The sequence below is a fragment of the Methylobacterium sp. PvR107 genome, from assembly GCF_017833295.1.
In the GTDB taxonomy this organism is placed as follows: Bacteria; Pseudomonadota; Alphaproteobacteria; order Rhizobiales; family Beijerinckiaceae; genus Methylobacterium.
Window position 1 is genome coordinate 6,267,044 of record NZ_JAFIBW010000001.1, and the last position, 25,937, is coordinate 6,292,980.

The 25,937-nt window shown below is 71.1% G+C and carries 18 protein-coding genes; 10 read left to right on the top strand and 8 right to left on the bottom strand.

Features of this window, described 5'->3' with window-relative positions:
- Positions 1 to 6: 6 nt before the first annotated feature.
- The 4 genes from rutD to rutA are packed head-to-tail and all read right to left on the bottom strand — an operon-like array spanning position 7 to position 3,056.
- Complete coding sequence (gene rutD, locus JOE48_RS29675) at positions 7 to 798, bottom strand: pyrimidine utilization protein D (RefSeq protein ID WP_210035382.1); 792 nt, start codon at positions 796 to 798, stop codon at positions 7 to 9.
- Positions 795 to 1,181, bottom strand: coding sequence for a pyrimidine utilization protein C (gene rutC / locus JOE48_RS29680; RefSeq protein ID WP_210035384.1), 387 nt, complete (start codon positions 1,179 to 1,181; stop codon positions 795 to 797). Before rutC ends, rutD begins: the two co-directional genes overlap by 4 nt.
- Positions 1,182 to 1,224: 43 nt before the next feature.
- Positions 1,225 to 1,962 carry a pyrimidine utilization protein B gene (gene rutB / locus JOE48_RS29685; RefSeq protein WP_210035386.1) on the bottom strand — a complete coding sequence of 246 codons (738 nt, stop codon included), beginning with the start codon at positions 1,960 to 1,962 and terminating at the stop codon, positions 1,225 to 1,227.
- Positions 1,962 to 3,056 carry a pyrimidine utilization protein A gene (rutA, locus tag JOE48_RS29690; RefSeq protein ID WP_210036127.1) on the bottom strand — a complete coding sequence of 365 codons (1,095 nt, stop codon included), beginning with the start codon at positions 3,054 to 3,056 and terminating at the stop codon, positions 1,962 to 1,964. Before rutA ends, rutB begins: the two co-directional genes overlap by 1 nt.
- A gap of 423 nt (positions 3,057 to 3,479) precedes the next feature.
- Here rutA and JOE48_RS29695 point away from each other — a divergent pair, with 423 nt between their 5' ends.
- Positions 3,480 to 3,890 (top strand): DUF4864 domain-containing protein, encoded by a 411-nt coding sequence (locus JOE48_RS29695; protein ID WP_210035388.1) that lies wholly within the window; start codon positions 3,480 to 3,482, stop codon positions 3,888 to 3,890.
- A gap of 63 nt (positions 3,891 to 3,953) precedes the next feature.
- Here JOE48_RS29695 and JOE48_RS29700 read toward each other — a convergent pair whose 3' ends face one another.
- Entirely contained in the window at positions 3,954 to 4,271 is a 318-nt protein-coding gene (locus tag JOE48_RS29700; RefSeq protein ID WP_210035390.1) for a hypothetical protein, read from the bottom strand.
- A 216-nt stretch (positions 4,272 to 4,487) separates the two neighbouring features.
- Here JOE48_RS29700 and thrC point away from each other — a divergent pair, with 216 nt between their 5' ends.
- The 7 genes from thrC (at position 4,488) to JOE48_RS29735 (ending at position 13,547) form a co-directional block, all read left to right on the top strand.
- Positions 4,488 to 5,900 carry a threonine synthase gene (gene thrC / locus JOE48_RS29705; protein ID WP_210035393.1) on the top strand — a complete coding sequence of 471 codons (1,413 nt, stop codon included), beginning with the start codon at positions 4,488 to 4,490 and terminating at the stop codon, positions 5,898 to 5,900.
- A gap of 94 nt (positions 5,901 to 5,994) precedes the next feature.
- Positions 5,995 to 7,290 (top strand): M16 family metallopeptidase, encoded by a 1,296-nt coding sequence (locus JOE48_RS29710; protein ID WP_210035395.1) that lies wholly within the window; start codon positions 5,995 to 5,997, stop codon positions 7,288 to 7,290.
- A 307-nt stretch (positions 7,291 to 7,597) separates the two neighbouring features.
- Entirely contained in the window at positions 7,598 to 10,474 is a 2,877-nt protein-coding gene (locus JOE48_RS29715; protein WP_409518651.1) for an EAL domain-containing protein, read from the top strand.
- 66 nt (positions 10,475 to 10,540) lie between these two features.
- Entirely contained in the window at positions 10,541 to 10,954 is a 414-nt protein-coding gene (locus JOE48_RS29720) for a globin family protein (RefSeq protein ID WP_210035399.1), read from the top strand.
- 92 nt (positions 10,955 to 11,046) lie between these two features.
- Entirely contained in the window at positions 11,047 to 11,424 is a 378-nt protein-coding gene (locus JOE48_RS29725) for a hypothetical protein (protein ID WP_210035401.1), read from the top strand.
- 29 nt (positions 11,425 to 11,453) lie between these two features.
- Positions 11,454 to 12,377, top strand: a complete 924-nt coding sequence (locus JOE48_RS29730; RefSeq protein WP_210035403.1) for a ferredoxin--NAD(+) reductase — start codon at positions 11,454 to 11,456, stop codon at positions 12,375 to 12,377.
- Positions 12,378 to 12,491: 114 nt separating this feature from the next.
- A complete protein-coding gene (locus JOE48_RS29735) occupies positions 12,492 to 13,547 on the top strand; it encodes a hypothetical protein (protein ID WP_210035405.1) in 1,056 nt (351 codons plus the stop codon).
- Positions 13,548 to 13,580: 33 nt separating this feature from the next.
- Here the strand turns inward: JOE48_RS29735 and JOE48_RS29740 are convergent, their stop codons facing one another.
- Complete coding sequence (locus JOE48_RS29740; RefSeq protein WP_210035407.1) at positions 13,581 to 16,106, bottom strand: glycogen/starch/alpha-glucan phosphorylase; 2,526 nt, start codon at positions 16,104 to 16,106, stop codon at positions 13,581 to 13,583.
- Positions 16,107 to 16,419: 313 nt separating this feature from the next.
- On the opposite strand from JOE48_RS29740, the gene JOE48_RS29745 reads away from it, so the two are divergent.
- Entirely contained in the window at positions 16,420 to 18,006 is a 1,587-nt protein-coding gene (locus JOE48_RS29745; protein WP_210035409.1) for an alpha-amylase family glycosyl hydrolase, read from the top strand.
- Between the two features lie 446 nt (positions 18,007 to 18,452).
- Complete coding sequence (gene glgA / locus JOE48_RS29750) at positions 18,453 to 19,991, top strand: glycogen synthase GlgA (protein ID WP_210035411.1); 1,539 nt, start codon at positions 18,453 to 18,455, stop codon at positions 19,989 to 19,991.
- Between the two features lie 259 nt (positions 19,992 to 20,250).
- Here the strand turns inward: glgA and glgB are convergent, their stop codons facing one another.
- Together glgB and treS are read right to left on the bottom strand one after the other, a co-directional pair.
- A complete protein-coding gene (glgB, locus tag JOE48_RS29755; protein WP_210035413.1) occupies positions 20,251 to 22,536 on the bottom strand; it encodes a 1,4-alpha-glucan branching protein GlgB in 2,286 nt (761 codons plus the stop codon).
- On the bottom strand, positions 22,533 to 25,811 hold the full coding sequence (treS, locus tag JOE48_RS29760) for a maltose alpha-D-glucosyltransferase (protein ID WP_210035415.1): 3,279 nt from the start codon (positions 25,809 to 25,811) through the stop codon (positions 22,533 to 22,535). Before treS ends, glgB begins: the two co-directional genes overlap by 4 nt.
- Positions 25,812 to 25,937 lie beyond the last annotated feature (126 nt).

The window sequence follows — 25,937 nt, forward strand, 5'->3', positions numbered from 1 at the left end:
GCAGGCTCAGGGCCGGTCGAGGAACTCCAGCAGCACCCGGTTGAACGCCTCCGGCCGGGTGACACTATGGGCGTGACCGCCCTCGGGGGCGAGGTCGAGGCGGGCCTTGGGCAAAGCCGCCGCGAGGCGCTCGGAGCGCGTGTAGGGCACCAGCACGTCGTCCCGGGCGGCCATCACCAGGGTCTCGTGCGGGATCTCCCCCAGGCGGTCGGCGATCGCGAAGCGTTCCAGGGCGCCGATGCGCGTGAGGACGGTCTCCGGTCCGGGGAAATGCGCCAGCGCGTGCGCCTCGTCGGCCGCGACCCGCTCGGCCTCGGCCGACAGCCAGGGGGCCGGGTACAGGAAGATCGCCTGCGCCCGCACGAAGGCCTCCGGGCCGCCCCCGGCCAGGATCGCCCGGCGGGCCGAGAAGCAGCGGCTTGTGGCCGGGTCCAGGGCGTCCCAGCCGTTGATCACCACGATCCGCCCGACCCGTTCGGGCGCGGCGAGCGCCATCTGCAGGGCGATCAGGCCGCCCAGCGCGTGGCCGACCACGTCGGCCCGGTCGAGGCCGGCGGCATCCAGCACCGCGAGCGCGTCCCGCGCCATGGCCGGGATGTCGTGGTCCGGCCCGAGCCGGTCGGGCGAGCGCCCGGTGCCGCGGTGGTCGTAGGTGACGACCCGCAACCGCCCGGTCAGCGCCGCCATCTGCGGCGCGAAGTAGCCCGCCGCGCCGCCGAGCCCCGGCGAGAGCAGGACCGGCCGCCCGTCCGCCGGGCCCGCCACCGCGTGATGGAGCGGAGCCGTCCCGGGGCTCATCGGCCGAGATGCGCCACGGAGGCGATCTCCACCAGGGCGTCCGGCTTCACGAGGCCGCACTGGATGCAGTAGCGCGCCGGCTTGTCGCCCGGGAAATACGCCGCGTAGACGGCGTTGATCGCCGCGTAATCGGCCCAGTCCTTCAGGAAGACGTGGTTGAAGGTGATGTCGTCCATCGTGCCGCCCGCGGCCTCGACCACGCCCTTGATGGTCTCCAGCACGTGCCGGGCCTGGGCGCCCGCGTCGCCGACATGGACCACGTTGGCCTCCGCATCCAGCGGCAGCGTTCCCGAGACGTACAGGATTCCGTCGGCCAGCGTGCCCGGCACGTAGGGGGCGAGCGGCTTCCCGGTTCCCGGCGGTATCACGACCTGCTTGGGCATCGTTTCCTGACTCTCGCGGTGCGGGTGCTGGATTGCGGGTGCTCTACTCGGCGGCGACGCGGGCGCCCGCGCCGAGGGCAGCCTCGAACGACGACACGTCCGAGACCCAGCCGAAGAAGGTCTCGATATTGGCGAGGGCGGAGGCCTGCAGGCTCTCCGGCCCGGCCTGATGGGTGGCGTCGGCCAGCACGATGCCGAAATATTCCCGGTGGAACCCGTCCCGCAGGGTCGACTCGACGCAGACGTTGGTGGCGATGCCGGTGAAGACCAGGGTGTTCACCCCCCGGGCGCGCAGGGTGCTGTCGAGGGCGGTGTTGTAGAAGCCGCTGTAGCGCGGCTTGCCCATCACGATGTCGCCGGGCTCCGGCATCAGGGCGTCGACCAGGGCGTAGTCCCAGGATCCTCTGGCGAGAAGATGCGCGTTCTTCTCCGGGTGCCGGCGCATGGTCTTGAGCGCGTTGGACTTGTGCCAGTTCGGCGAGCCCGGGCCGCCGGCCTCGACGTAATCCGGGTCCCAGCCGTTCTGGAACCACAGGATCCGGATCCCCGCCGCCCGCGCCGCCGCCACTGCCCGGGCGATCCGGGCGATCACCGGCGCGGTGCCCGACACGTCGAACCCCGCGAGGTCGAGGTAGCCGCCCGCGCTCGCATAGGCGTTCTGCAGGTCCACGACGATCAGGACCGTGGCGGCCGGGTCGAGGGCGATCGGCTCGGGGCGGGCCGGCAGGACGACATCGCCGTGACGGCCCCGGGCATCGCGGAAGCCGGCGGGCGCGGCCATCAGGCGACCTCCGCCAGCGCCGCCGCGGTGACGTGCCGGCGCGCCTGCATCAGCGGCTGGATCCGCGTTCCGAACGCATCGAGACCCTTGAGGAAATCGTCGAACACCAGCAGCACGCCCTCCACCCCGTCGATGGTCATGATGTCGTCGAGCATCGCGGCCACCTGGGCGTAGCTGCCCACCAGGGTGCCCATGTTGAGGTTCACCGCAGAGGTCGGGTCGGCGAGCTGGCGGACGTTGGTGTCGCCGCCCGACTTGGTGTCGGCCGCGCCCTGCACGCCGAGCCACGCGATCGCCTCGGAATCCGCGCCCGCCTTGTAGTGCGCCCAGGTGGCCAGGGCGGCGTCCTCGGTCTCGTCGGCGATGATCATGAACAGGGCGTAGCAGGTCACGGGACGCCCGGTCTGCGCGCAGGCCTCCGCGAGCTTCTCCACGACCGGCGCGAAGGCGGTCGGCGTGTTCAGCCCCTTGCCCAGGCAGAAATTGTAGTCGGCATAGCGCGCCGTGAAGGCCAGCCCGGCGCCGCTCTGGCCGGCGCAGATGATCTTCACCGGCGCCTGCGGCCGCGGGCTCAGGCGGCAATCGTTCATCTGGAAGAACGTGCCCTTGAGGTCGCTGGCCCCGGTCTCCCACAGCTCGCGCAAAACCTGAGTGTACTCGGCCAAGTACTCGTACCGCTTGGCGAAATACGCGTCGCCCGGCCACAGGCCCATCTGGTCGTATTCCGGCTTCTGCCAGCCGGTGATGAGGTTCACGCCGAAGCGCCCGTCGGAGATCGAGTCGATGGTCGCGGCCATGCGGACGACGATCGCCGGCGGCAGGCACAGCGTCGCCGCGGTGGCGAACAGCTTGATCCGGGTGGTGACGGCGGCGAGCCCCGCCATCAGCGTGAAGGATTCGAGATTGTGGTCCCAGAACTCGGTCTTGCCGCCGAAGCCGCGCAGCTTGATCATCGACAGGGCGAAATCGAGCCCGTAGCCCTCGGCCTTCAGGGTGATCGCCTTGTTGAGCGCGAAGCTCGGGCGGTATTGCGGGGCGTTCTCCGACAGGAGCCAGCCGTTGTTGCCGATCGGGATGAACACCCCGACACTCATGGGACGGGCCTCCATGGGACGGGCCTCTCGGGCCGCGGAAGGCCCGGCGCCTGCGTCCTGAACGGGCGCGGTTCGGGCCGCGGCGTCGTCCGCGTGGATCTGCGTCATCATCCTGCGCTCCGCCCGGCCGGTTCCCCCCGGAATCGAGTCGGCCCCGGAGGCTTGCAAAACCCGCGCGGAGGGTCAAACCCGTGGCGTCGGTCCGGCGCGAAAATGCCCACCATTCCAGCGGCCTGCACAAATGGAACGCGGACCGTGCCCAACCGCTGCGCGCTTTCTGGCCGCAGAGGTCGGTTGGTCGACATGCGTTTTCGTGCAGTCACGCTGCCCGCGCGGTCGCACGCCGATTGCCGTCGCCGGACCGGGGACCATTTCCAGGGCACGATGATAGAATTCGGATTCGTCCAGCCGGAGTGACCGTCGATGCGCGCGTGGCCCGCCCTCCTCCTCCTCGTCCTCGCGGGACCGGCGGCGGCCGATGACGGCGCCCGCGCGGCGGCCCGGGCGGTCATCGCCCGGCAGGAGCAGGCGCTCGGCCGCGACGACGCGCAGACCGCCTACGACCAGGCCGCCCCGGCGATCCGCGCGCTGTTCCCGAACGCCGACCTGTTCATCGGCATGGTCCGGAACCAGTACCGCCCGGTCTATCGGCACCGCAGCTTCGTGTTCGGCGAGGCGCGGGATACGGAGGCGGCGGGCGTGATCCAGTCGGTGGCGATCCAGGACGAGTACGGCGTCGATTGGACCGCCGAGTACAGCCTCGTCCGGGACGCGGACGGTCAGTGGCGGATCACCGGCTGCCGCCTGATCAAGGCGCCGGGCACGAGCGCCTGAAGCACGAAGGCCTGAAACACGAAAGCCTGGGGGGCCGCCGCCTCCGCGGCGGGGCGCGCGCGCTTACCGGGCGTCCGGCTTCAGCGTCGTGAGCTTGTCGAGCAACTGCAGGGTGATGTCGGCGCAGGCCTTCGTCGAGTCGTCGTCGACGCATTTCACGTCGAGGCGGGCATCGCCGCGTTCGATGATGAAGTGCGCGCCCTTCGGCGGCGGCGGAGGTGGCGGCCCATCGGGGCCGCGCTGCGGGCCTCCGGGCGGTGGCGGGGGCGGTGCGCCGGCCTCGGGTCCGGGCTGCGGGTCGCCGGGGGGCGGCGTCTGCGCGAAGGCCACGGTGCCGGACAGCAGGGCCGCGACGCTCGCGAGGGCGATGATTCGGGTCATGTCGGCTCTCTTCGAAGAGGGATCCGCCCCGCCGGCGCGATCGCCGCGGGGCGGGCCGAGTCATGGGCGAATACCGCCGAACCGGCCCTGAACCGGCCCGTTCAGCCCCGGTTAAACCGGCAGCTCCGTCCTGCGGGCAGACCGGCCACGCCGCTCGGGCTTTCGACAGGCCCGCCGGCATCGTGTAGAGGAAGCGCCTTCCCCTCGGAGGACCCTGTGCTCCACGTCTCGACTCGCGGCGAGGCCGCGCCGCTCTCGTTCTCGGACGCCTTGCTGGCGGGCCTTGCCCGCGACGGTGGGCTCTACGTGCCGCAGACCTGGCCGCAGATCGGCCGTCCGGAGATCGCCGCCCTCGCCGGCCGCCCCTACGCGGAGGCCGCCAAGCGCGTCCTGCACCCGCTGATCGACGGCGACATCGCCGGCCCGGATCTCGACCGGATGATCGACGCGTCCTACGCGACCTTCCGCCACCCGGCGGTCTGCCCGCTGACCCAGCTCGACGACAACCTGTTCCTGCTGGAGCTCTTCCACGGGCCGACGCTCGCCTTCAAGGACGTGGCGATGCAGCTGCTCGGGCGGATGATGGACCACGTGCTGACCCAGCGCGGCACCCGCGCCACCATCGTGGGCGCGACCTCGGGCGATACCGGCTCGGCCGCCGTTGAGGCCTTCGGCGGGCTCGACCGGGTCGACGTGTTCATCCTCTATCCCCACGGGCGGGTCTCGGAGGTGCAGCGGCGGCAGATGACCTCGGTGTCGGCGCAGAACGTTCACGCGCTCGCGGTCGACGGCACGTTCGACGATTGCCAGAACCTCGTCAAAGCCCTGTTCCAGCACGCGGATTTCGCCGACGCGGTGCGGCTGTCGGGGGTCAATTCGATCAACTGGGCCCGGGTCGCGGCCCAGGCCGTCTACTACTTCACCAGCGCGGTGGCTTTGGGCTCGCCCCACCGGCCGGTCTCCTTCGCGGTGCCGACCGGCAATTTCGGCGACGTGCTGGCCGGCTGGGTCGCCAAGCAGATGGGCCTGCCGATCGGGCGGCTGATGATCGGCACCAACGCCAACGACATTCTGGTGCGGACCCTGGAGCACGGCGCCTACGCGCTGCGCGGCGTGGTGCCCACCACCTCGCCCTCCATGGACATCCAGATCTCGTCGAATTTCGAGCGTCTGCTGTTCGAGGCGCTTGGGCGCGACGCCTCCTCCCTGTCGCGGCTGATGGCCGGGCTGAAGCAGTCCGGCGGATTCTCGCTGAGCCCGGAGGTGCTGGCCACGGTCCGGTCCGAGTTCGACGCCGTCGCGGTGCCGGAGCCCGACGTGATGGAAGAGATCGCCCTGACCCAGGCGGCCACCGGCGTGGTGCTCGATCCCCACAGCGCCATCGGCGTGCGGGCCGGGCGGCGGCTCCTGGAGCAGGATCCCGCGACCCCGGTCGTGGCGCTGGGCACTGCCCATCCGGCAAAGTTCCCGGATGCGGTCGCCAAGGCCACCGGCGGCCTGCGCCCGCCCCTGCCCCCGCACCTCGCCGACCTGATGGACCGGCCCGAGCGCATGACCCGGGTGGAGAACGACCAGGCCGCCCTGGAAAAACTCATCCGCGAGCGCGCCCGCATCACGAGGGGTGCGTGAGCTTGGTGCGCCGGTCCCACTCCCCCCTCTGCGGGGGGAGGGGGGGCGCGTGCCGGCCCGGGACCGCCCATTACGCCGCAGCGACGAGCCGTCGATGAACCAGCATTTCTCCACCCACGCCGCCTCGCCTTCCTTGCGCACGACCCGGCTCGACAACGGCGTGACGGTGGTCACCGAGCCGATGCCGGGCGTGGCCACCGCCAGCCTCGGCGTCTGGGTCGGGGCCGGCTCGCGCAACGAGCGCGCCGACGAGGCGGGCCTGTCCCACCTCATCGAGCACATGGCGTTCAAGGGGACGCGGACGCGCTCGGCGCAGAAGATCGCCGAAGAGATCGAGAATGTCGGCGGCGAGATCAACGCCGCCACCTCCACGGAGGGCACGAGCTACACCGCCCGGGTGCTCGGCGAGGATGTCGGCCTCGCCCTCGACGTGATCGGCGACATCCTCACCGATTCGGTGTTCGACGCGGGCGAGCTCGCCCGGGAGAAGGGCGTGATCCTGCAGGAATACGCCGCCGTCGAGGACACCCCGGACGACGTGGTCTACGACGCCTTCACGGAGGCCGCCTTCCCGGACCAGCCGGTCGGCCGGCCGATCCTCGGGCGGCCCGAGACGATCCGGAGCTTCGACGAGGCCGGGATCCGCGCCTATCTCGACCGGGAATACACGCCGGACCGCATCGTCGTGGCCGGCGCCGGCGCCGTGGCCCACGAGGCGATCGTGGCGGCGGCCGAACGCTATTTCGGCGCCCTCCCCGCAAAGGCCGCGCCGATGGCGGTGCCGGGTGTCTATGGCGGCGGCGAACGGCGGATGCCGCGCAAGCTCGAGCAGGCCAACCTGGTGATCGGCCTGCCGGGCCTGTCGTTCCGGGACGAGGGCTATTACGCGCTGCACATGTTCGCGCAGGTGCTCGGCGGCGGCCTGACCTCGCGGCTCTGGCAGGAGGTGCGCGAGACCCGCGGCCTCGCCTACGAGATCCAGGCCTTCCACTGGCCGTTCTCGGATTGCGGCCTGTTCGGCATCGGCGCCGGCACCGCCGGGGCGGACCTGCCCGAACTGATCGACGTGACGCTCGCCGCCACCGCCCGGGCGGCCCGGGACCTCGACGCCGTCGAGATCGCCCGCGCCAAGGCGCAGCTGAAGGTGTCGCTGCTCTCGGCGCTGGAGACGCCCGGCGGGCGCATCGAGCGCAACGCCCGCCAGATCCTGGCCTGGGGCCGGGTGATTCCCGCCGGGGAGGTGATCGACAAGGTCGACGCCGTCACGGTCGAGGACGTCCGCGCCGCGGCGGCCGCGATGCTGCGGGGGACGCCGACGCTGGCGGCGATCGGCCCGATCCGCAAGCTGCCCAGCCTCGACAGGATCGCGGGCGCGCTCCGGGCGGCGTGAGGGCAACTTCGGTCGGTCGGCGCGCCACCGTCTGTGCGGGCGGAGCGAGGCACCCCAGGCTGGCGCGCGCCCTCAGGCTGGCGCGTCGCCCTGGATCGCTTCAGCTCCGCGCGCGATGACGGAGAGCTCCGGAACGGCCCCCCCCTGCCCCACGCAACTTGATTTGGCCGCAAAGGGGCGCGATCCGCGGGCGGTGGACCGGCCCCGGAGCGTGCTTGCCCCGGGTCAGGCCCGCGCCTATCGATCGAGGCCGCACGGGCGGCCGACGCCGCTTCTCGCACGGCCGGAAGTCACGATACCCTTGCGCATCCTCGCCCTCCTCCTGACCCTGGTCGGCGGCCTCGTCGGTACCCTCGCGCTGGGCGGGCCGGCCCGGGCGGTCGAGGCGGTGCGCGTCACCCTCGACGCGCCGGTGATCGATCTGACCACCGCGATCGAGCGGTACCGCTCGGACGGCGACCTGATCCAGATCTCGACCGCGCCCGGCAAGGACGGCATCGTCCGCCGCATCGTCGTCAAGGCGCGCGACGCCGGCGCAAGGCCCGACTGGATCGTGTTCGCGCTCACCAACGACACCGACGAGCAGATCGACCGCATCCTGGTCGCGCCGCATTTCCGGCTGGTCGATTCCGGGGTGATCTGGCCCGATCTCGGCGGCTCGCGGATCGCCGCCATCACGGCGAGCCAGGGCATCCGCCCGGAACGCGACGAGAACCCGGAAGCCGACCAGTTCACCATCACGCTCGATCCCGGCACGACCGTCACCTACGTCGCCGAGCTGCGCGGCTCCAACGTCCCCCAGCTGCATCTCTGGGACCAGGACGCCTACCGGCGGAAGGCCGCCGGCCTGACCCTCTACAAGGGCATCATCATCGGCATCAGCGGGTTGCTGGCGCTGTTCCTGACCATCGTGTTCGTGGTCAAGGGCGCGATCATCTTCCCCGCCGCGGCCGCGCTGGCTTGGTCGGTGCTCGCCTATGCCTGCATCGATTTCGGCTTCCTGCAGCGGGTCTTCCCGGTCACCGAACTGGCCGAGCGGGTCTACCGCGCCTCCGCGGAGGCGGTGCTCGGGGCGACGCTGCTGGTCTTCCTGTTCGCCTATCTCAACCTGGCCCGCTGGCACGTGCGCTACAGCCACGTGGCGTTCTTCTGGCTCGCCTTCCTGGCCGGCCTCGTCGGGCTCGCGGTGTTCGACCCGCCGGTGGCGGCGGGCGTGGCGCGGATCTCGATCGCGGCGGTCGCCGGCATCGGACTGCTGCTGATCCTCTACCTCGCCGCCCATAACGGCTACGACCGCGCGATCCTGCTGGTGCCGACCTGGCTGCTGCTGGTGGTCTGGGTGACGGCGGCGGGCTTCGCGGTCACCGGTCAGATCGGCAGCGACCTCGTGCAGCCGGCGCTGATCGGCGGCCTCGTGCTGATCGTGATGCTGATCGGCTTCACGGTGCTTCAGCACGCCTTCGCGGGGGGCGGCCTCAGCCACGCCCTGGTCTCCGATACCGAGCGCCGGGCGCTGGCGCTCACGGGAGCCGGCGACGTGGTGTTCGACTGGGACGTGCCGGCCGACCGGGTCTTCGTCGGTCCCGAGATCGAGGGCCAGCTCGGCCTCGCCCGCGGCACCCTGGAGGGGCCGGCCACCAACTGGCTCGGGGCGCTGCACCCGTTCGACGTGGAGCGCTACTCGGCGGCCCTCGACACGGTGATCGAGGAGCGGCGCGGCCGCATCGTCCACGATTTCCGCCTGCGCTCGGCCGCCGGCACGTTCTTCTGGTACCGGCTGAAGGCGCGGCCGGTGATCGGCGCAGACGGCGAGGTGATCCGCGTCGTCGGCACCATCGCGGACGTGACCGAGATCAAGACCGCCGAGGAGCGCCTGCTCCACGACGCCGTGCACGACAGCCTGACCGGCCTGCCGAACCGCGAATTGTTCGGCGACCGCCTCGACGCGGCTCTGGCCTTCGCCAGCCAGGACCCGCGCCTCAAGCCCACCGTGATCGTGCTCGACGTCGACCGGTTCAAGGGCATCAACGACGCGATCGGCCTGTCGGCGGGCGATTCGATCCTGCTGACCCTGTCGCGCCGGCTCGGCCGCCTGCTGCGTCCGCAGGATACCCTGGCCCGGGTGGCGGGCGACGAGTTCGCGGTGATCCTGCTCTCCGAGCGCGAGCCCGACCGGATCCTGGCCTTCGCCGAGATGATCCGCCGGGCGATCGCGACCCCGATCACCTACGCGGACCGGGAGATCTTCCTCACCGTCTCCATCGGCCTCGCCCTCTACGAGGCGGGGGCCAACCTCAAGCGCGAAGAGGTGTTCAAGAGCGCCGAGATCGCCATGATCCAGGCCAAGCGCAACGGCGGCGACCGGATCGAGGTGTTCCGGGCCCATATGCGCACCGACCGCTCGGACCGGATGATGCTGGAGAGCGACCTGCGCAAGGCGATCGAGCGCAATGAGATGCGCGTGCTGTTTCTGCCGGTGGTGCGGCTCGAGGACCGCACCGTGGCGGGCTTCGAGACGGTTCTGCGCTGGGACCACCCGAAGCTCGGGCGCATCCCCGCCTCGACCTTCCTGCCGCTCGCCGAGGAGAGCGGCTTCATCGTCAATCTCGGCATCTTCGCCCTGGAGCGCACCGCCCTCGAACTGGCGGCGTGGCAGCGTTCCCTGGAGGTCGAGCCGCCGATCTTCGCGGCCTGCAACCTGTCCTCGCGCCAGCTCCTGCGCCACGACCTCCTGCACGACGTGAAGACCGTGCTGGCCCGTTCCGGGGCGCTGCCCGGCTCGCTCAAGCTGGAATTCAGCGAGAGCCTCGTGATGGAGAACCCGGAATACGCCGCCCAGATGCTGGCGCGGATCCACGACCTCGGCGCCGGCCTGTGCCTGTCGGATTTCGGCACCGGCTACTCGGCTCTGTCGTATCTCCAGCGCTTCCCGTTCGACACGATCAAGGTCGACGCGACCTTCGTGCGCCAGATCGGAACCGGCCAGACCGCGATCCTGCGCTCCATCGTCCGCATGGCGAGCGAGCTGACCCTCGCCATCGTGGCCGAGGGCTGCGAATCGGAAGCCGACGCCCAAGCGCTGGCCGGTCTCGGCTGCGAATACGCGCTGGGTCCCGCCTTCGGTGAGCCCATGACGCTGCTGCAGGCCCGCCAGATCGTCGGAGCGGCCCCGGAAGCCGCTTGATCTCGTTTCGGCGTGGCGAATCCGGTATACTGTCGACCAACGATCAACGTGGTGGCAGGGGATGCGATGACGCCCGAACAGATCAGGCTGGTGCAGGACAGCTTCGCGAAGGTGCGGCCCATCGCCGGGACGGCGGCCGACCTGTTCTACGGCCGCCTGTTCGAGATCGCCCCGCAGGTGCGCGGCCTCTTCCCCGTCGACATGACCGAGCAGAAGCAGAAGCTGATGGCCATGCTGGGACTGGCGGTGGCCAATCTCGCCCATCCGGAGACCGTGGTCCCGGCCCTCCAGGACCTCGGGCGCAAGCACGTGGCCTACGGCACGCAGGCCGCCCATTACGAGCCGGTGGGCGCGGCCCTGCTGTGGACCCTGGAGCAGGGCCTGGGCCCGGATTTCACCCCGGAGGTGCGGGAGGCCTGGACCGAGACCTACGCGCTCGTCGCCCGGGTGATGCAGCAGGCGGCCGCGGAAGCGGCGTGACTCGCCGATCGGTTTAAGGCTGCCTTAACCATGTCCGATCAAGCTCCTGTTGACGGATGGGCCTTTCAGCGCCCGCGCAGGGGATGGGTCGGATGGCCGAGGCGGCACGGCGTTTTCAGCAGGCAGGCAGCTCTGACCTCGTGCGCCGCCTGATGGCCCGGCCGGTGCGGCTGGAGCAGCAGGCCCGGACCCGGCTGCCCCTGCCCGGCCGCGCGGCGCGCGCCACCGACGAATCCGTCGACGCGTATGCCGACGACCTCTCGGCCGAGGCCGACGAGGCCGACGAGATCGCCCGGCTCGAGACCGAGCTGCAGGTGATGAAGGCCGTGCTCCGCGCCCAACGGCAGGAGGTCGAGGCACTGCGCGCGCAGCGCCAGCTCCTCACGGATTCCGCCCCGACCGACGATGTCCGCGCGACCCGGGAGCGCTGGGCGGCCCTCGTCGACACGCTCCTGATCCGCGCCCGCTGATCCGTCACCAGGGCATGCGGGGGAGAGCCATGGGGGCGCGCTGCTCGCTCGTCGTCAACGGCCGGTCGGTGCGCGTCTCGACCGGCGATACGCCGCTGGAGGCGGCGCTCGCCGAGGGCATGATCGCGCCGCTCCCGTCGCTGAACGGCATGCTGCTCGCCGGCCAGGGGGCCGTGGCGCCCTCCGGCCGCCGGCAGCCCGCCCGCCGCGCCCGCGCCGAAGCCCTGCGGCCCGCCCTGCCCGGCGCCCCGATCCAGGCCCAGGAAGAGGCGGCGGCAGCGCCCGTCAGCCTCCGCAAGGGCACGGTCACCGGGATCCGCCGGCTCAGCCCCGGCATCGTCGAAATCGTGGCGACCCTGACCAAGCGCCCGACCGGCGAGCCGGGCCACCAGGCCCTCGTGACCTTCGCGGGGATGCCCGCCATGACCCTGTCCCCGACGCTGCGGGTCGATGGCGCGGCCGAGATCAACGAGGCGGTGTTCCACATCCCCCGCGACCCCGAGGGCGATGCGGTCGACGCGATCCGGCTCGACCAGCCCGTACGGCTGAAGGGTCCCGTGGGCCGGGGTCAGTACCGCCCCGGGGGCGGACGCCTCGTGCTGGTGGCGGCCGGCGCCGGCTTCGGCCCGATTTGGGCGATCGCCCGGGCGGCCCGCTACGTCGAGCCCGCCCGCGAGCTGGCGCTGGCGGTCGGCGCCCGCGACGCCCTCGACCTCTACATGCGCGAGAGCCTGGACTGGCTGCGCCGCACCGGCGTCGCCCGGATCGTGCTCTGCGCCGATCGCGGGCGCCAGCGGCCGCCGGACGTGCGCTCCGGCCCGCTCACCGCCCACCTGCCGAGCCTGCGCGCCACCGACGTCGTCCACGTGGCCGGCGACGTCTCGACGGTGGGCGCCGTGCAGGTGCTCGCCGCCTCGGTGGGGGCGCGCTGCTACCCGATCGTGCTCGACTGACGGTCACGACGGCGCACGGCCCGCGGGCCGTTCCGCCTCGACGCGGGCGGGATCGGCTGATACCCGCGCCCGGACCTCCTCCCCGACCGTGAGCCGAGCGGATCCCGCGTCCCGATGTTCCGCGTCCTCTGCCTCGGCTACAGCGTCACCGAACTGCCGGGCTATGTCGAGCGGGCGAACGCCCTGGCCGAAGCCGAGGGGCGGCCGGTCGCGTTCCTGCGGTGCGGCTGGGGCGGCCACTCGCTGCCCACCCTCGCCTGCCTGATCGACGAGATCCTGGACGCGACGCCCTGCGACCACGTCCTCCTCGAACTGTTCACCGGCAACGTCCGCTACTTCGACGGCGCGACGATGCGGGCCTATCTCGACGACATCCTCGCGGCGACCGCCCGGCGCGCCCTGCCCGTCGCCTTCCTCAACCTCCACCAGGGCGGCGTCGATTACGGGGCCGAGCCCGTCGCCGGCCTGCTCGCGGAGTACCGCGCCCTCTACGGCATCCCGTCCCTCGACATCGCCGCCCCGGCGGCCGAGGCGGGCGCGGGGGACATCACCTATCTCCTGACGGACGGCACCCACGTCACGCCGGCCGGGGCCGAGCTCTACGGCACCCTGGTCTACAGCTTCCTGCGCGCCCCGCCGCCGGGCCGTGCCTATATCGACCGGTTCCGCGTGCTGCCCGGCCGGTTCGAATCCCTGCCCCTGCGCACGCTCCCCGGCCTGACCTGCGGGTTCGAATCGCGGCGCAACGGCATCCCGCTGCAATTCCTGGAGATTCCGGAGGGCGGACGCGCCGAGATCCCGCTCGGGCATTCCCGGGACGTGATCGGCCTGCTCGTGACCTACGGGCCGCAGATGGGCACGCTGACGGTCGAGGATCCGGCGACCGGACGGGCGCGCGCGATCCTCGCCTACGACGCCTTCTCCTACTACACGCGCTCGGTCTTCCGCAGCGTCCGGTTTCCGGCGGCCCGGTCCCTCCGGGTCGCGCAGTCGGCGGACCTGCCGGACATCCCCCTGCGCAAGGGCGAGCCCGACCGGGGGCCGCGGCTCGGGCGCGTGTCGCACGTGTTCTGCCGGCGCAGGCTCGGGCTCGCCGCGCGCGCCGCGCTCCTGCGCCACCGGCTCCAGCGCGCTCTGCGCCGCGCGGGGTTGCGGCTCAGGGGCCGCTGACGGGGGCGTGCCCCCGGGCGCGGCCCGAGACGCTCAGCCCAGCCGGACCCGCCAGATCTCCTGGGCGTATTCGCGCATCGCCCGGTCGGAGGAGAACCACGCCATCCGGGCGGTGTTGCGGATCGCCTTGGCCCACCAGCCGCGCGGATCGCGCCACGCGGCGTCGATCGACCGCTGGACCCGCCAGTAAGCGTCGAAATCGGCGGTCAGCAGGTACTGGTCGTGCTGGCGCAGGTCGTCGGTGAGAGGCCGGAACCGGCCCGGCTCCTCCGGCGAGAACCGCCCCGAGGCGATCATGTCGAGGGCCGCAGCGAGACGCGGGGAGGCCTGGATCGCCCGGGCCGCGTAATCCGCCTCGGCCTGCCGGGCGCGGACGCCGTCGGCCTCCAGGCCGAAGATGAAGATGTTGTCCGCCCCGACATGGTCGCGAATCTCGATGTTGGCGCCGTCGAGGGTGCCCACCGTGAGCGCGCCGTTGAGGGCGAACTTCATGTTGCCGGTGCCCGAGGCCTCCATGCCGGCGGTGGAGATCTGCTCGGAGAGATCCGCGGCCGGGATGATCGACTCGGCGAGGCTCACCGAATAGTTCGGCAGGAACACCACCTTCAGCCGGCCCGCGACCTCGGGATCGTCGTTGACCGCCTTGGCGACGTCGCAGGCGAGCTTGATGATCAGCTTGGCCCGGACGTAGCTCGGCGCCGCCTTGCCGGCGAAGATCTTCACCCGGGGCGTCCAGTCCCGGTGCGGCTCGGCCTTGATCGCCTGGTAGAGCGCCACGGTCTCGATCACGTTGAGGAGCTGGCGCTTGTACTCGTGGATGCGCTTGACCTGGATGTCGAACAGCGCGTCCGGATCGACGTCGATGCCGGTGCGCTCGGCGATGAGGGCGGCGAGCGCCTCCTTGCGCTCCCGGCGCACCGCCGCGTAGCGCGCCACGAAGGCCGGATCCTCGGCATGGGCCTCGAGGCCCCGGAGCAGCTCGGGGTTGTCCAGCACGCCGGCGCCCACCGTCTCCACGGCGAGCCGGGTGAGGCCCGGATTGGCGTTGTGCAGCCAGCGGCGGAAGGTGATGCCGTTGGTCTTGTTGACGATCTTGTCGGGATCCAGCGCGTGCAGGTCGGAGAAGACCGTCGAGCGCATCAGGTCGGTGTGCAGCGCCGAGACGCCGTTGACCCGGCGCGCGCCGTGGAAGGCGAGGTGCCCCATCCGCACCCGCCGCCCGTGCGATTCGTCGATCAGCGAGATCGACGCGAGGTAGGCGGCGTCCTGACGGCCGTGCTTGGCCTGCTCCTCCAGGTGCATCCAGTTGATCAGGTAGATGATCTGCATGTGGCGCGGCAGCAGCCGCTCCATCAGCTCCACCGGCCAGGTCTCCAGCGCCTCGGGCAGGAGGGTGTGGTTCGTGTAGTGCAGGGTGTGGGTGGTGACGTGCCAGGCATCCTCCCAGGAGAGGCCGTAGACGTCGAGCAGGACGCGCATCAGCTCCGGCACCGCGATCGCCGGGTGCGTGTCGTTGAGCTGGATGGCGGCGTGGTCGGGCAGGGACCGCACGTCGCCGCGCTCGGCCACGTGCCGGGCCACCAGATCCTGGATCGAGGCCGCGGTGAAGAAGTATTCCTGGCGCAGGCGCAGCTCCTGGCCCTCGGCCGAGGAATCGCTCGGATAGAGCACCCGCGAGATCGCCTCGGCGCGCATCCGCGCCGCGACCGCCCCGACATGGTCGCCGCCGTTGAAGCGGGCGAGGTCGATCGGCTCGCCGGCCTCGGCCTTCCACAGGCGGAGCGCATTGACGTGCCGCCCGCGCCAGCCGACCACCGGCACGTCGTGGGCCACCGCCCGCACGGCCTCGGCCGGCTGCCAGTGGCGCCGGATCACCCCCTCCTCCGGCGAGGACAGCGTCACGGTGCCGCCGAAGCCGATCGTGTAGGTCGCCTCGGGCCGGGCGAATTCCCAGGGGTTGCCCTCTGCGAGCCAGGTCTCCGGCGCCTCGCGCTGCCAGCCGTCCTCGAAGGACTGGCGGAACAGGCCGTGGTCGTAGCGGATGCCGTAGCCCATGGCCGGGATGCCGATGCTGGCCATGCTCTCCATGAAGCAGGCGGCGAGCCGCCCGAGGCCGCCATTGCCCAGAGCCGCGTCGGGCTCGGCCTCCTGCACGGCGTCGAGATCGACCCCGAGCTCCCGGAGCGCCGCCCGGGTGGTCTCGGTGAGGCCGAGATTGTTCAGGGCGTCCGACATCAGCCGGCCGATCAGGAATTCCAGCGACAGGTAGTAGACGCGCTTGTTCGGCACGCCGCGCTCCGACGCCAGCGCCGCCGCCACGACCCGCTCGCGCAGGCCCAGCGCGGTCGCCACGAACCAGTCGCGCGGGCGGGCGGTCTCGGGCGTGCGGCCCAGCGCGAAGGTGAGTTTGGCGCGGATCGATTCCCGCAAATCGACCACGGCATCGCCGCTTGCGGAGAGCGCCGGGACGGTCCAAGGAGCAGGCGCCGGCGCCTCCGAAGCGCGCTCGTCGCGCGAGGCCTCCTGGGGGGCGGGTCGGATCAGAACATCGTTCAACACGTGCGGGTCCCCCAAAAGTCAGTCCCCGGATTCTTGCGCCGGGAGGATCGTGGGCGGATTATCTCTCTTGATGGATTGCCGCCGCATGAACGGACGGCGATCCGTGCCCCGAAGCGTCCGACCGTGCGGTCGGCTTCCGGCGAAGTCGTGGCAGCGCCGCCCCGGCGGAGCGCACGGACACGCAGCAGCACATATGGCGCGCCGCCGTGACATTCCAGTCACACGCGCCGGATAGGCCCGGGCCGCATCTGCCGCCGGTCGCGGGCGCGCGGCTCTGTACTCAACCCTGGGCCGACAAAGCGAGAGGCGCAGCATGACCGACACCGTCTGGTGGAAGCGCGGGACCGTCTACCAAGTCTACCCCCGTTCCTTTCAGGACACGAACGGCGACGGCGTCGGCGATCTGCCGGGGATCACGGCGCGCCTGGATTACCTGGCTTGGCTCGGGGTCGACGCCGTGTGGATCTCGCCGGTCTACCCCTCGCCCATGGCGGATTTCGGCTACGACGTGGCCGATTATTGCGGGATCGACCCGCTGTTCGGCACGCTGGCCGATTTCGACGCGCTGGTCGCCGAGGCCCACCGGCGGAAGTTGAAGGTGATCCTCGACTTCGTGCCGAACCATTCCTCGATCGCGCATCAATGGTTCGCGGAGAGCCGGTCGTCGCGCACGAGCCCGAAGCGGGACTGGTATATCTGGCGCGACCCCGCGCCGGGCGGCGGTCCGCCCAACAACTGGCTGTCGAATTTCGGCGGCCCGGCCTGGACCTTCGACGCGGCCACCGGCCAGTACTACTACCACGCCTTCCTGGCCGAGCAGCCGGACCTGAACTGGCGCAACCCCGCGGTGCGGGCGGCCATGCACGACGTGCTGCGCTTCTGGCTGGAGCGCGGGGTCGACGGGTTCCGGGTCGACGTGATCTGGCACCTGATGAAGGATGCGGGCTTCCGCGACAACCCGGCCAATCCCGACTACGCGCCGGGCGCGCCCGAGATCAACCGCTTCACCCAGGTCTACTCCGCCGACCGGCCTGAGATCTTCGACGTGATCGCCGGGATGCGGGCGGTGCTGCGCCAGTACGGCGAGCGGGTGCTGATCGGCGAGATCTACCTGCCGGTGGAGCGGCTGGTCGCCTATTACGGCCCGGACCTCACCGGCGCCGACCTGCCGTTCAATTTCCAGCTGATCCAGACCCCGTGGCGGGCCGACGCGGTGGCCGACCTCGTGGCGCAGTACGAGGCGGCCCTGCCCGAGGGCGGCTGGCCGAACTGGGTGCTGGGCAATCACGACCAGCCGCGCATCGCCGCCCGCGTCGGGGCCGATCAGGCCCGCATCGCCGCGATGCTGCTCCTGACCCTGCGGGGCACGCCGACCCTCTATTACGGCGACGAGATCGGCCTCGGCCACGTGCCGATCCCGCCGGAGCGCGCCCGCGACCCGTGGGAGCACAACGAGCCCGGGCACGGCCGCGATCCGGAGCGCACGCCGATGCAGTGGGACGACAGCCCGCAGGCCGGATTTTCCACGGCCGAGCCCTGGCTGCCGCTGGCTGAGGACTGGACGACCCGCAATGTCGAGAGCCAGCGCTCCGACCCTGGCTCGATGCTGACCCTGCATCGGCGGCTGCTCGGCCTGCGCCGCGACCACCCGGCACTCGCCGTGGGCGGCTACCGGCCGGTGCCGCTGGGGATCGCGGAGGTGTTCGCCTACGAGCGCTTCGCCGACGCCGCCGTTCTGCGCGTGCTCCTGAATTTCGGCGCGGTGGCGCAGGAACTGCCGCTGCCCGAGGGCGGCTGGACCGTGCTGCTCTCGACCCATGCGGGGCGCGCGGGCGAGACGGCCGGCCTGACCCTGGCGCTGGGACCCGCCGAGGGGGTGATCCTGCGCCGCGACGGGTGAGCAGCCCGGATCTGCGCATCCGGGCGACGCGCCGAATCGGGAACGCCGGTCCAACGGTCCGGCACTGATGGAACGGCACTTCGTCGTCCGAATAGGCGGCGCGACGTGGCCCAGGGCCGCGTGCCAGGATGAGCTTGGCGCCCTCTGGGTTAGCTGCGCTCCGCTCGCACAGGCGGCGCTGCCGAAGCCGTCAGCCGTAGGCGGCTGGCCAGCGCGCTCTCCACCCGAAAAGGCGCGCTCATCGATCGAAAACCGTCGATCCGGCGCGATTTCTTGTTGCAATGCGACATAGGTAAGTGAAGCTTAATGCACGCGGTGGCCTATTTTGTGCGTCGCAACGGAACCGTCGCGGCGGAGGAGCTTTAGCCGTGGTTGAGATCGCGACAGCCGTACTTGGCCGGTCGTCTGCCGGACCGGGGCATTCCGCCCGGCCAGGATCAATGCCGATGCTCGATGCGCGCCGTGGTGGTTCCTTCGCCGAGTGGTCATCGAGCGAAGAGGACGGCGTCGTTCCCGTATCGGTTCCGGCCCGTCCCGCCTCCCTGCGCCGCCGCATCCTCTACGCCACGCCCGAGATGGCCGATTTCGTGAAGACCGGCGGTCTCGGCGAGGTCTCGGCCGCCCTGCCCCGGGCCCTGGTGCCGCATTACGACATCCGCGTGCTGATCCCCGGCTACCGGCAGGTCCGCGCGGCGTTCCCTGAGATCCCGGTCATCGCCCGCCTCGAGGGCTTCGCGGGAATCCCGGCCTGCGACCTCGGCCTGGTCGAGGCGGTCGACGGCCTGCGCATCTACGTCCTGCTCAGCCCCGACCTCTACGAGCGCGACGGCACGCCCTATGGCGACCAGCAGGGTGATTTCGGCGACAACGACCTGCGCTTCGCCCGTCTCAGCCTCGCGGCGGCCGAACTTGCCGCCGGCATCGATCCCGACTGGGCGGCCGACCTGCTGCACCTCAACGACTGGCAGGCTGCTCTGGCCCCCGCCTACCTCGCCTGGCGCGGCCGGCGGGTTCCCAGCGTGCTGACGATCCACAACCTCGCCTATCAGGGCCTGTTTCCCCGGGACGCCCTGCCCCGCCTCGGCGTGCCGGAATCGGCCTTCCAGGTCGACGGTGCCGAGTTCTACGGCCAGCTCTCCTTCCTGAAGGCCGGCATCTTCTACGCCTCGCAGGTCACCACGGTGAGCCAGACCTACGCGCGGGAGATCCAGACCGCCGAGATGGGCTGCGGCCTCGACGGGCTGCTGCGCACCCGCGCCGGCCAGGGCCGGCTCGCCGGCATCCTCAACGGCATCGACGAGACCTGGGACCCGAGCGCCGACCCGCACCTCGCGACGCGCTTCGAGGTCGATGACTGGAAGGGCAAGCGCGCCAATGCCGAGGCGGTGCGCCAGCAATTCGGCCTGGCCGTCTCCCGCGGGCCGCTCTTCGCCATCGTGTCGCGGCTCGTCCACCAGAAGGGCATCGACCTGAGCCTGCAGGCGGCCGAGGCCATCGTGGCCGAGGGCGGCCAGCTCGTGGTGATCGGCCAGGGCGAGGGCCGGTTCGAGCAGGCGCTCCGCGGACTCGCCAAGCGCCATCCCGACGCGGTCGGGGTCCATGTCGGCTTCGAGGAGGCGCAGGCCCGGCGGATGTTCGCCGGCAGCGACTTCCTGCTGATGCCCTCGCGCTTCGAGCCCTGCGGGCTGGCGCAGATGTACGCGCAGCGCTTCGGCTCCCTGCCGATCGTGCGCCGGACCGGGGGCTTGGCCGACACCGTCGAGGACGGGGTGACGGGCTTCACCTTCGCGGACGCCTCGGCGGCGTCCTTCGGCGCGGCGGTCCGCCGGGCGCTGGAGGCCTTCGGCCAGAAGAAGCGCCTCAACGCCATGCGGCGGCGCGCTATGTCGGCCCGGTTCGGCTGGGACCAGGCCGCCGACAACTATGCCGGGCTCTATGGCCGGGCCATCGGCAACAGCACGGCTTTGCGCTGGCGGGCGGCGTAGGGACTTTTCGCGGCCTTCCCCCCGCGGGAGGGGCAAGCCCGTTCGCGCCGGATCGTCCCTCCCGGTAGCGGGGGAGCGTCCTTTCGCGCCGCTTCACTGTGGGCCGTCGTTCCGGGGCGCCGCAGGCGAACCCGGACCCGAAGGGGCAACCCAGATCCGCCGTCGGTGCGGACCGTGACGCGTCGCGGGTCTGGATCCCGGGCTCCGCTGCGCGATCCCGGGATGACGCCGTGACGTCTGGACGGAGGCGAAAGCCTCCTCACCCCTCCAGCAAAAAGATCATCGTGGCGAGCGGCGGCAGGGTCAGCGACAGGCTCTGCTTCTGGCCGTGGCTCGCTTGGTCGTCGGTGTGGCAACCGCCCTGGTTGCCCAGGTTGGAGCCGCCATACGCCCCGGCATCCGAGTTGAACGCCTCCCGGTAGAAGCCGGCCTGCGGCACGCCGATCCGGTAGCCCTCGCGCGGCACCGGCGTGAAGTTCGAGACCACGATGGCGACCTCGCCGGGCTTGGCGCCCTTGCGGGCCCAGGCGATCACGCTGTTGTCCTGATCGTCCGCCACCAGCCACTGGAAGCCGGTATGCTCGACATCGCGGCTGTAGAGGGCCGGCGTCGAGACGTAGAGCCGGTTGAGATCGCGCACCACGCTCTGCACGCCCTTGTGCAGCGGGTCGTCGAGGTGGTGCCAGTCCAGGCTGGTGTCGTGGTTCCACTCCCGCTCCTGGCCGAACTCGCCGCCCATGAACAGCAGCTTCTTGCCGGGATGCCCCCACATGAAGCCGTAATAGGCCCGGAGGTTCGCGAATTTCTGCCAGCGGTCGCCCGGCATCTTGCCGAGCAGCGAGCCCTTCCCGTGCACGACCTCGTCGTGGGAGAGCGGCAGGACGAAATTCTCCGAGAAGGCGTAGAGCAGCCCGAAGGTCAGGTTGTGGTGGTGGTAACGGCGATGGATCGGATCCTCCTGCATGAAATGCAGGGTGTCGTGCATCCAGCCCATGTTCCACTTGAAGCCGAAGCCCAGGCCGCCCGTGTAGGTCGGGTGCGAGACGCCGGGCCAAGAGGTCGATTCCTCGGCCACCGTGATCGTCCCCGGCGCGTGGCTGTAGGTCGCCTCGTTGGTCTTGCGCAGGAAATCGATCGCGTCGAGGTTCTCGTTGCCGCCGTAGCGGTTCGGGATCCACTCGCCCTGGCGGCGGGAATAGTCGAGGTAGAGCATCGACGCGACGGCATCCACCCGCAGGCCGTCGAGGTGGTAATGCTCCAGCCAGAACCGGGCGTTGGCGGCGAGGAAGGTCGCGACCTCGGTCCGCCCGAAATTGTAGATGTAGGTGCCCCAATCCTGGTGGAAGCCCTGGCGCGGGTCGGCGTGCTCGTAGAGGTGGGTGCCGTCGAACAGGCCGAGCCCGTGGGCGTCGAGCGGGAAGTGGCCCGGCACCCAGTCGAGCAGCACGCCGATGCCGGCCTCGTGGGCGGCGTCCACGAAGGCGGCGAAGTCCTCCGGCGTGCCGAAGCGGCTGGTCGGCGCGAACAGCGAGACCGGCTGGTAGCCCCAGGATCCGTCGAACGGGAACTCGGTGATCGGCAGCATCTCGATATGGGTGAAGCCCATATCCTTGACGTAGGGGATCAGCCGCTCGCCGAGCTCGCGGTAGGTCAGGTAGCGGTTGCCCTCTTCGGGCACCCGCGCCCAGGAGCCGAGATGGACCTCGTAGACCGAGATCGCCGCGTGGCGCGGATCCTTGGCGCCGCGGGTGCTCATCCAGCCGGAATCGCGCCAGTCGAACTCGCCCGACCCATGGGTGACCGAGGCGGTCTCCGGCGGGTGCTGGGCCGCGAAGGCGACCGGGTCGGCCTTGAGCGGGACCAGGGACCCGTCGGGCCCGCGGATCTCGAACTTGTAGCGCGCGCCGGCCTTGAGGCCGGGCACGAACAGCTCCCAGATGCCGCCGTCCTGCCAAAGGCGCATCGGGTGGCGGCGCCCGTCCCAGTCGTTGAAGTCGCCGACCACGCTGACCTTGCGGGCATTCGGGGCCCAGACCGCGAAACGGAAGCCGTCGATGCCGTCGAGCTGCCCCGACTGGGCGCCGAGCATCCGGTAGACGAGGTTGGTGCCGACCTCGCGCAGGGAGGCGACGTCGTACTGCTCGATCGACGAGCCGAAGCCGTAGGGGTCGTAGCGGCGGCGCTTGGTGCCGTCCCAGGACTCGACCTCGATCTCGTAGAGCGGCCGGTGCTCGCCCTCGGCCTTGGCGACCCAGAACCCGTCCGGGTGGCGCTTCTCGAACGGCACGGTCCGGCCGTCCATCACCAGGGTGGCGGCCCGGGCCTCGGGCAGCACGGCGCGCACCTCCCAGGCCTTGGGCCCGACCCGGTGGGGCCCGAGCACCGCGAACGGATCGCCGTGGCTGGCGGCCATCAGCGCCGCGATCGCGTCCGGATGGACGCTCGGCGCCGCAGCCTCGGTGCCGGAGCCCGGGACATCCGCGGTCCGCGCCGTCGCCGCTTCCGGGTCGACCCGCGTTGCGAAGGTCTCGTCGATCGCCGTCATTCCGTTGCTCCGGGCTCGTGTCCGTCCGTGTCCAGAATGGTGAGAACCCCACGGGCGGGAATTTCGATCCAGTCCGGCCGGTTGTTGGCCTCGTAATCGACTTCGTAGAGAGCCTTGGTCAGCAGGCAGAGGCGCAGCAGCCGGGCCCGTGTGCCAGGGTCGGTCACGGCCGCCCGTGACCCCTCCACGGCCGAGTGGTAGCCGGTCAGGAACGCCGACTCGATCATGCCCCGCCACGCGGCGGCGGCGTCCCGTGCCCGCTCCTCGGTGTCGCCGAACCGGGCGGCGATCTCGCGGGTCACCGTCTCGGCCCCGTACGCGAAGGAGCGCATCAGACCGGCCACGTCGCGCAGCGGCATCGACTTGGCCCGGCGCTCGTCGGCCGGACGCGAGGGCTCGCCCTCGAAATCGACGATGATCAGGTCGCTCTCGGCGACCAGCACCTGGCCGAGGTGGTAGTCGCCGTGGATGCGGGTCTTGTGGGCGCCGACCGGCGGCTCGGCGGTCAGCACCGCGATCAAGGCCTCGACCTCGCTCGCGCGCCCCGCCAGCGCCGCGCAGGACGGCTTGCCGGCATCGAGGCCGCGCTCGGCCAAGCCCTTGAGCGCCCGGAAGGCGCGCTCGGCCTGGTGGCGGGCGTCGCGCGCCAGCACCGCGAGATCGTCCTCGGTGAACGGCTCGGCCGCGAAGGCCGGATCGTCGGTTTCGATGGCGAGCGCCGCGTGCAGCTCGGCGGTGCGCCGCCCGAGCAGGTCCGCCCAGGGCCCATGGGCCTGGAACGCCTCCGCGGGGGTGGCCGCCTCGCTCTCGGGGGTGAGCACCACGGTCTCGAAGTCCCGGCGCAGGCCCTCCAGCATCAGCGTCCAGGCGTCGCCCTGGTTCATGACGAACTTCTGCAGCACCGCCAGCGCCGTGCGGGTGCCGTCCTCGGCCACGTGCTCCAGGGTGCCGAGCAGAGCCGGGGTGTTGGCGAAGCCCGCCTGCTCGGTGAGGAAGCGCCCGACCTCGATCTCGGGATGGATGCCCGGCTGCAGGCGGCGCAGCAGCTTGAGCATCATCTTCGAGCCGATGGCGATCGAGGTGTTGCTCTGCTCGGCCGAGAGCCGGCGGATGTCGGCCACGTCGACCGTGACCTCCGGGTCGAAGGCCGAGGTGGTGGCAAAGACCAGCCGCCCGCTCTCCGTGGGCAGCTCGGTGCCCCGGCGCATGTCCTCGATCAGGCAGGCCGCGAAGCTGTTGGAGCCGGCCGCGCCGTAGAGCAGGCCGGTGCGCGGGCCGCGCCGGACCCGGGCGACCGCGAAGGGCAGGAGCGTTTCGTCCTCGCGGCCCTCCTCGACGCCGACCGGCACGAAGTAGTCCTGGGCCTCGCCGTTGGCGAGCTGCACCTGCAGCCGCGGCAGCAGGAAGCGCGCGCTGCCGTCGCCGTCCTTCAGGGCGGCGCAGTCGATGACCTTCACGGCCCGGATCCGCGAGCCCTTGGCGCCGAACCAGCGCCGGCTCATCAGGAACGACGGCACCACCGTGCGCTCGAAGGCGACGCGCTCGCGGCCCGACATCAGGCTCTCGATGCCGCCGGTGAGCACCAGGGTGAACAGCTCCGGCGGCTCCTGCTGCGGGCCGACCACGCCGGAGCGCGCGGCGCTCAAGCTGAACCAATAGAAGCCGTAGGACGGCAGGGTCAGCAGGTAGGGCAGGTCGCCGATCGGCGGGAATTCGGTGCCGCCGGTCAATTCGATCGGCACCGCGGTGCGCAATTCCGACAGGTCGAGCTGCACCGCCTGGGGTGCGCGCGACAGGTTGGCCACGCACAGGATCCGCTCGTCCTCGTGCTCGCGGATCCAGGCCAGGACCTTGCGGTTCGAGGGATACAGGAACTGGATCGTGCCGCGGCCCAACGCGACGCTGTTGTTGCGGATCGCGATCATGCGCCGCGTCCAGTTGAGCAGGCTGGTCTGCGCCTGGGTCTGCGCCTCGACGTTGATCGCGTCGAAGCCGTAGATCGGGTCCTGGATCGCCGGCAGGAACAGGCGCTGCGGGTTCGACCGGGAGAAGCCGCCGTTGCGGTCGGGCGACCACTGCATGGGCGTGCGCACGCCGTCGCGGTCGCCGAGATAGATGTTGTCGCCCATGCCGATCTCGTCGCCGTAATACAGCACCGGCGTGCCGGGCATCGACAGGACGAGGGACTTCATCAGCTCGATCTTGCGCCGGTCGTTCTCCAGCAGCGGCGCGAGGCGGCGGCGGATGCCGAGATTGATCCGGGCCCGGCGCTCGGCGGCGTAGAACGACCAGAGGTAGTCACGCTCCTCGGCCGTGACCATCTCGAGCGTCAGCTCGTCGTGGTTGCGCAGGAAGATCGCCCACTGGCAGCCCTCCGGGATCTCCGGGGTCTGGCGCATGATGTCGGTGATCGGGTGCCGGTCCTCCCGGGCGATCGCCATGTACATCCGCGGCATCAGCGGGAAGTGGAACGCCATGTGGCATTCGTCGCCGTCGCCGAAATACTGGGCGGTCTCCTCCGGCCACTGGTTGGCCTCGGCCAGCAGCATCCGGTCGGGGTAGCTGGCATCGAGCGCCGCCCGGATCTTCTTGATCACGTCGTGCGTCTCGGCGAGGTTCTCGCAATTCGTGCCGTCGCGCTCGATCAGGTAGGGGATCGCGTCGAGCCGCAGCCCGTCGACGCCCATGTCGAGCCAGTAGCGCATGGTCGCGATGACCGCTTCCAGCACCTTCGGGTTGTCGAAATTCAGGTCCGGCTGATGGCTGTAGAACCGGTGCCAGAAATACTGCTTGGCGACCGGGTCCCAGGTCCAGTTCGAGGCCTCGGTGTCGAGGAAGATGATCCGCGTATCCCGGTAGGGCTCGTCGGTATCCGACCAGACGTAGAAGTCGCGCTCGGGCGAGCCGGGCGGCGCCTCCCGGGCGGCCTGGAACCAGGGGTGCTGGTCCGAGGTGTGGTTGATCACGAGCTCGGTGATCACCCGCAGGCCGCGCTCGTGCGCCGCCGCCACGAAGGCCCTGAAATCCTCCATGGTCCCGTAGGACGGGTTGATGCCCTCGTAATCGGCGATGTCGTAGCCGTCGTCGCGGAGCGGCGAGGGGTAGAACGGCATCAGCCAGATCGCCGTGACGCCGAGGTCGCGGACGTAGTCGAGGCGCTGGGTCAGCCCCTCGAAATCGCCGATCCCGTCGTTGTTCGCGTCGAAGAACGACTTGACGTGGATCTGGTAGATGATGGCGTCACGGTACCATTGCGGGTCGCTGCGATCGATCATCGCGTCGCTGCCTCATCGGTCGAAGGGACTGGGACCGGCGGTCGGGACCGGCCGGGGCGCGGGCGGTCGGCCGCGCGGGGCAATGGTCGGCGACGGGCGGGCCCGTCGTCGGGATCAGGAGTCATG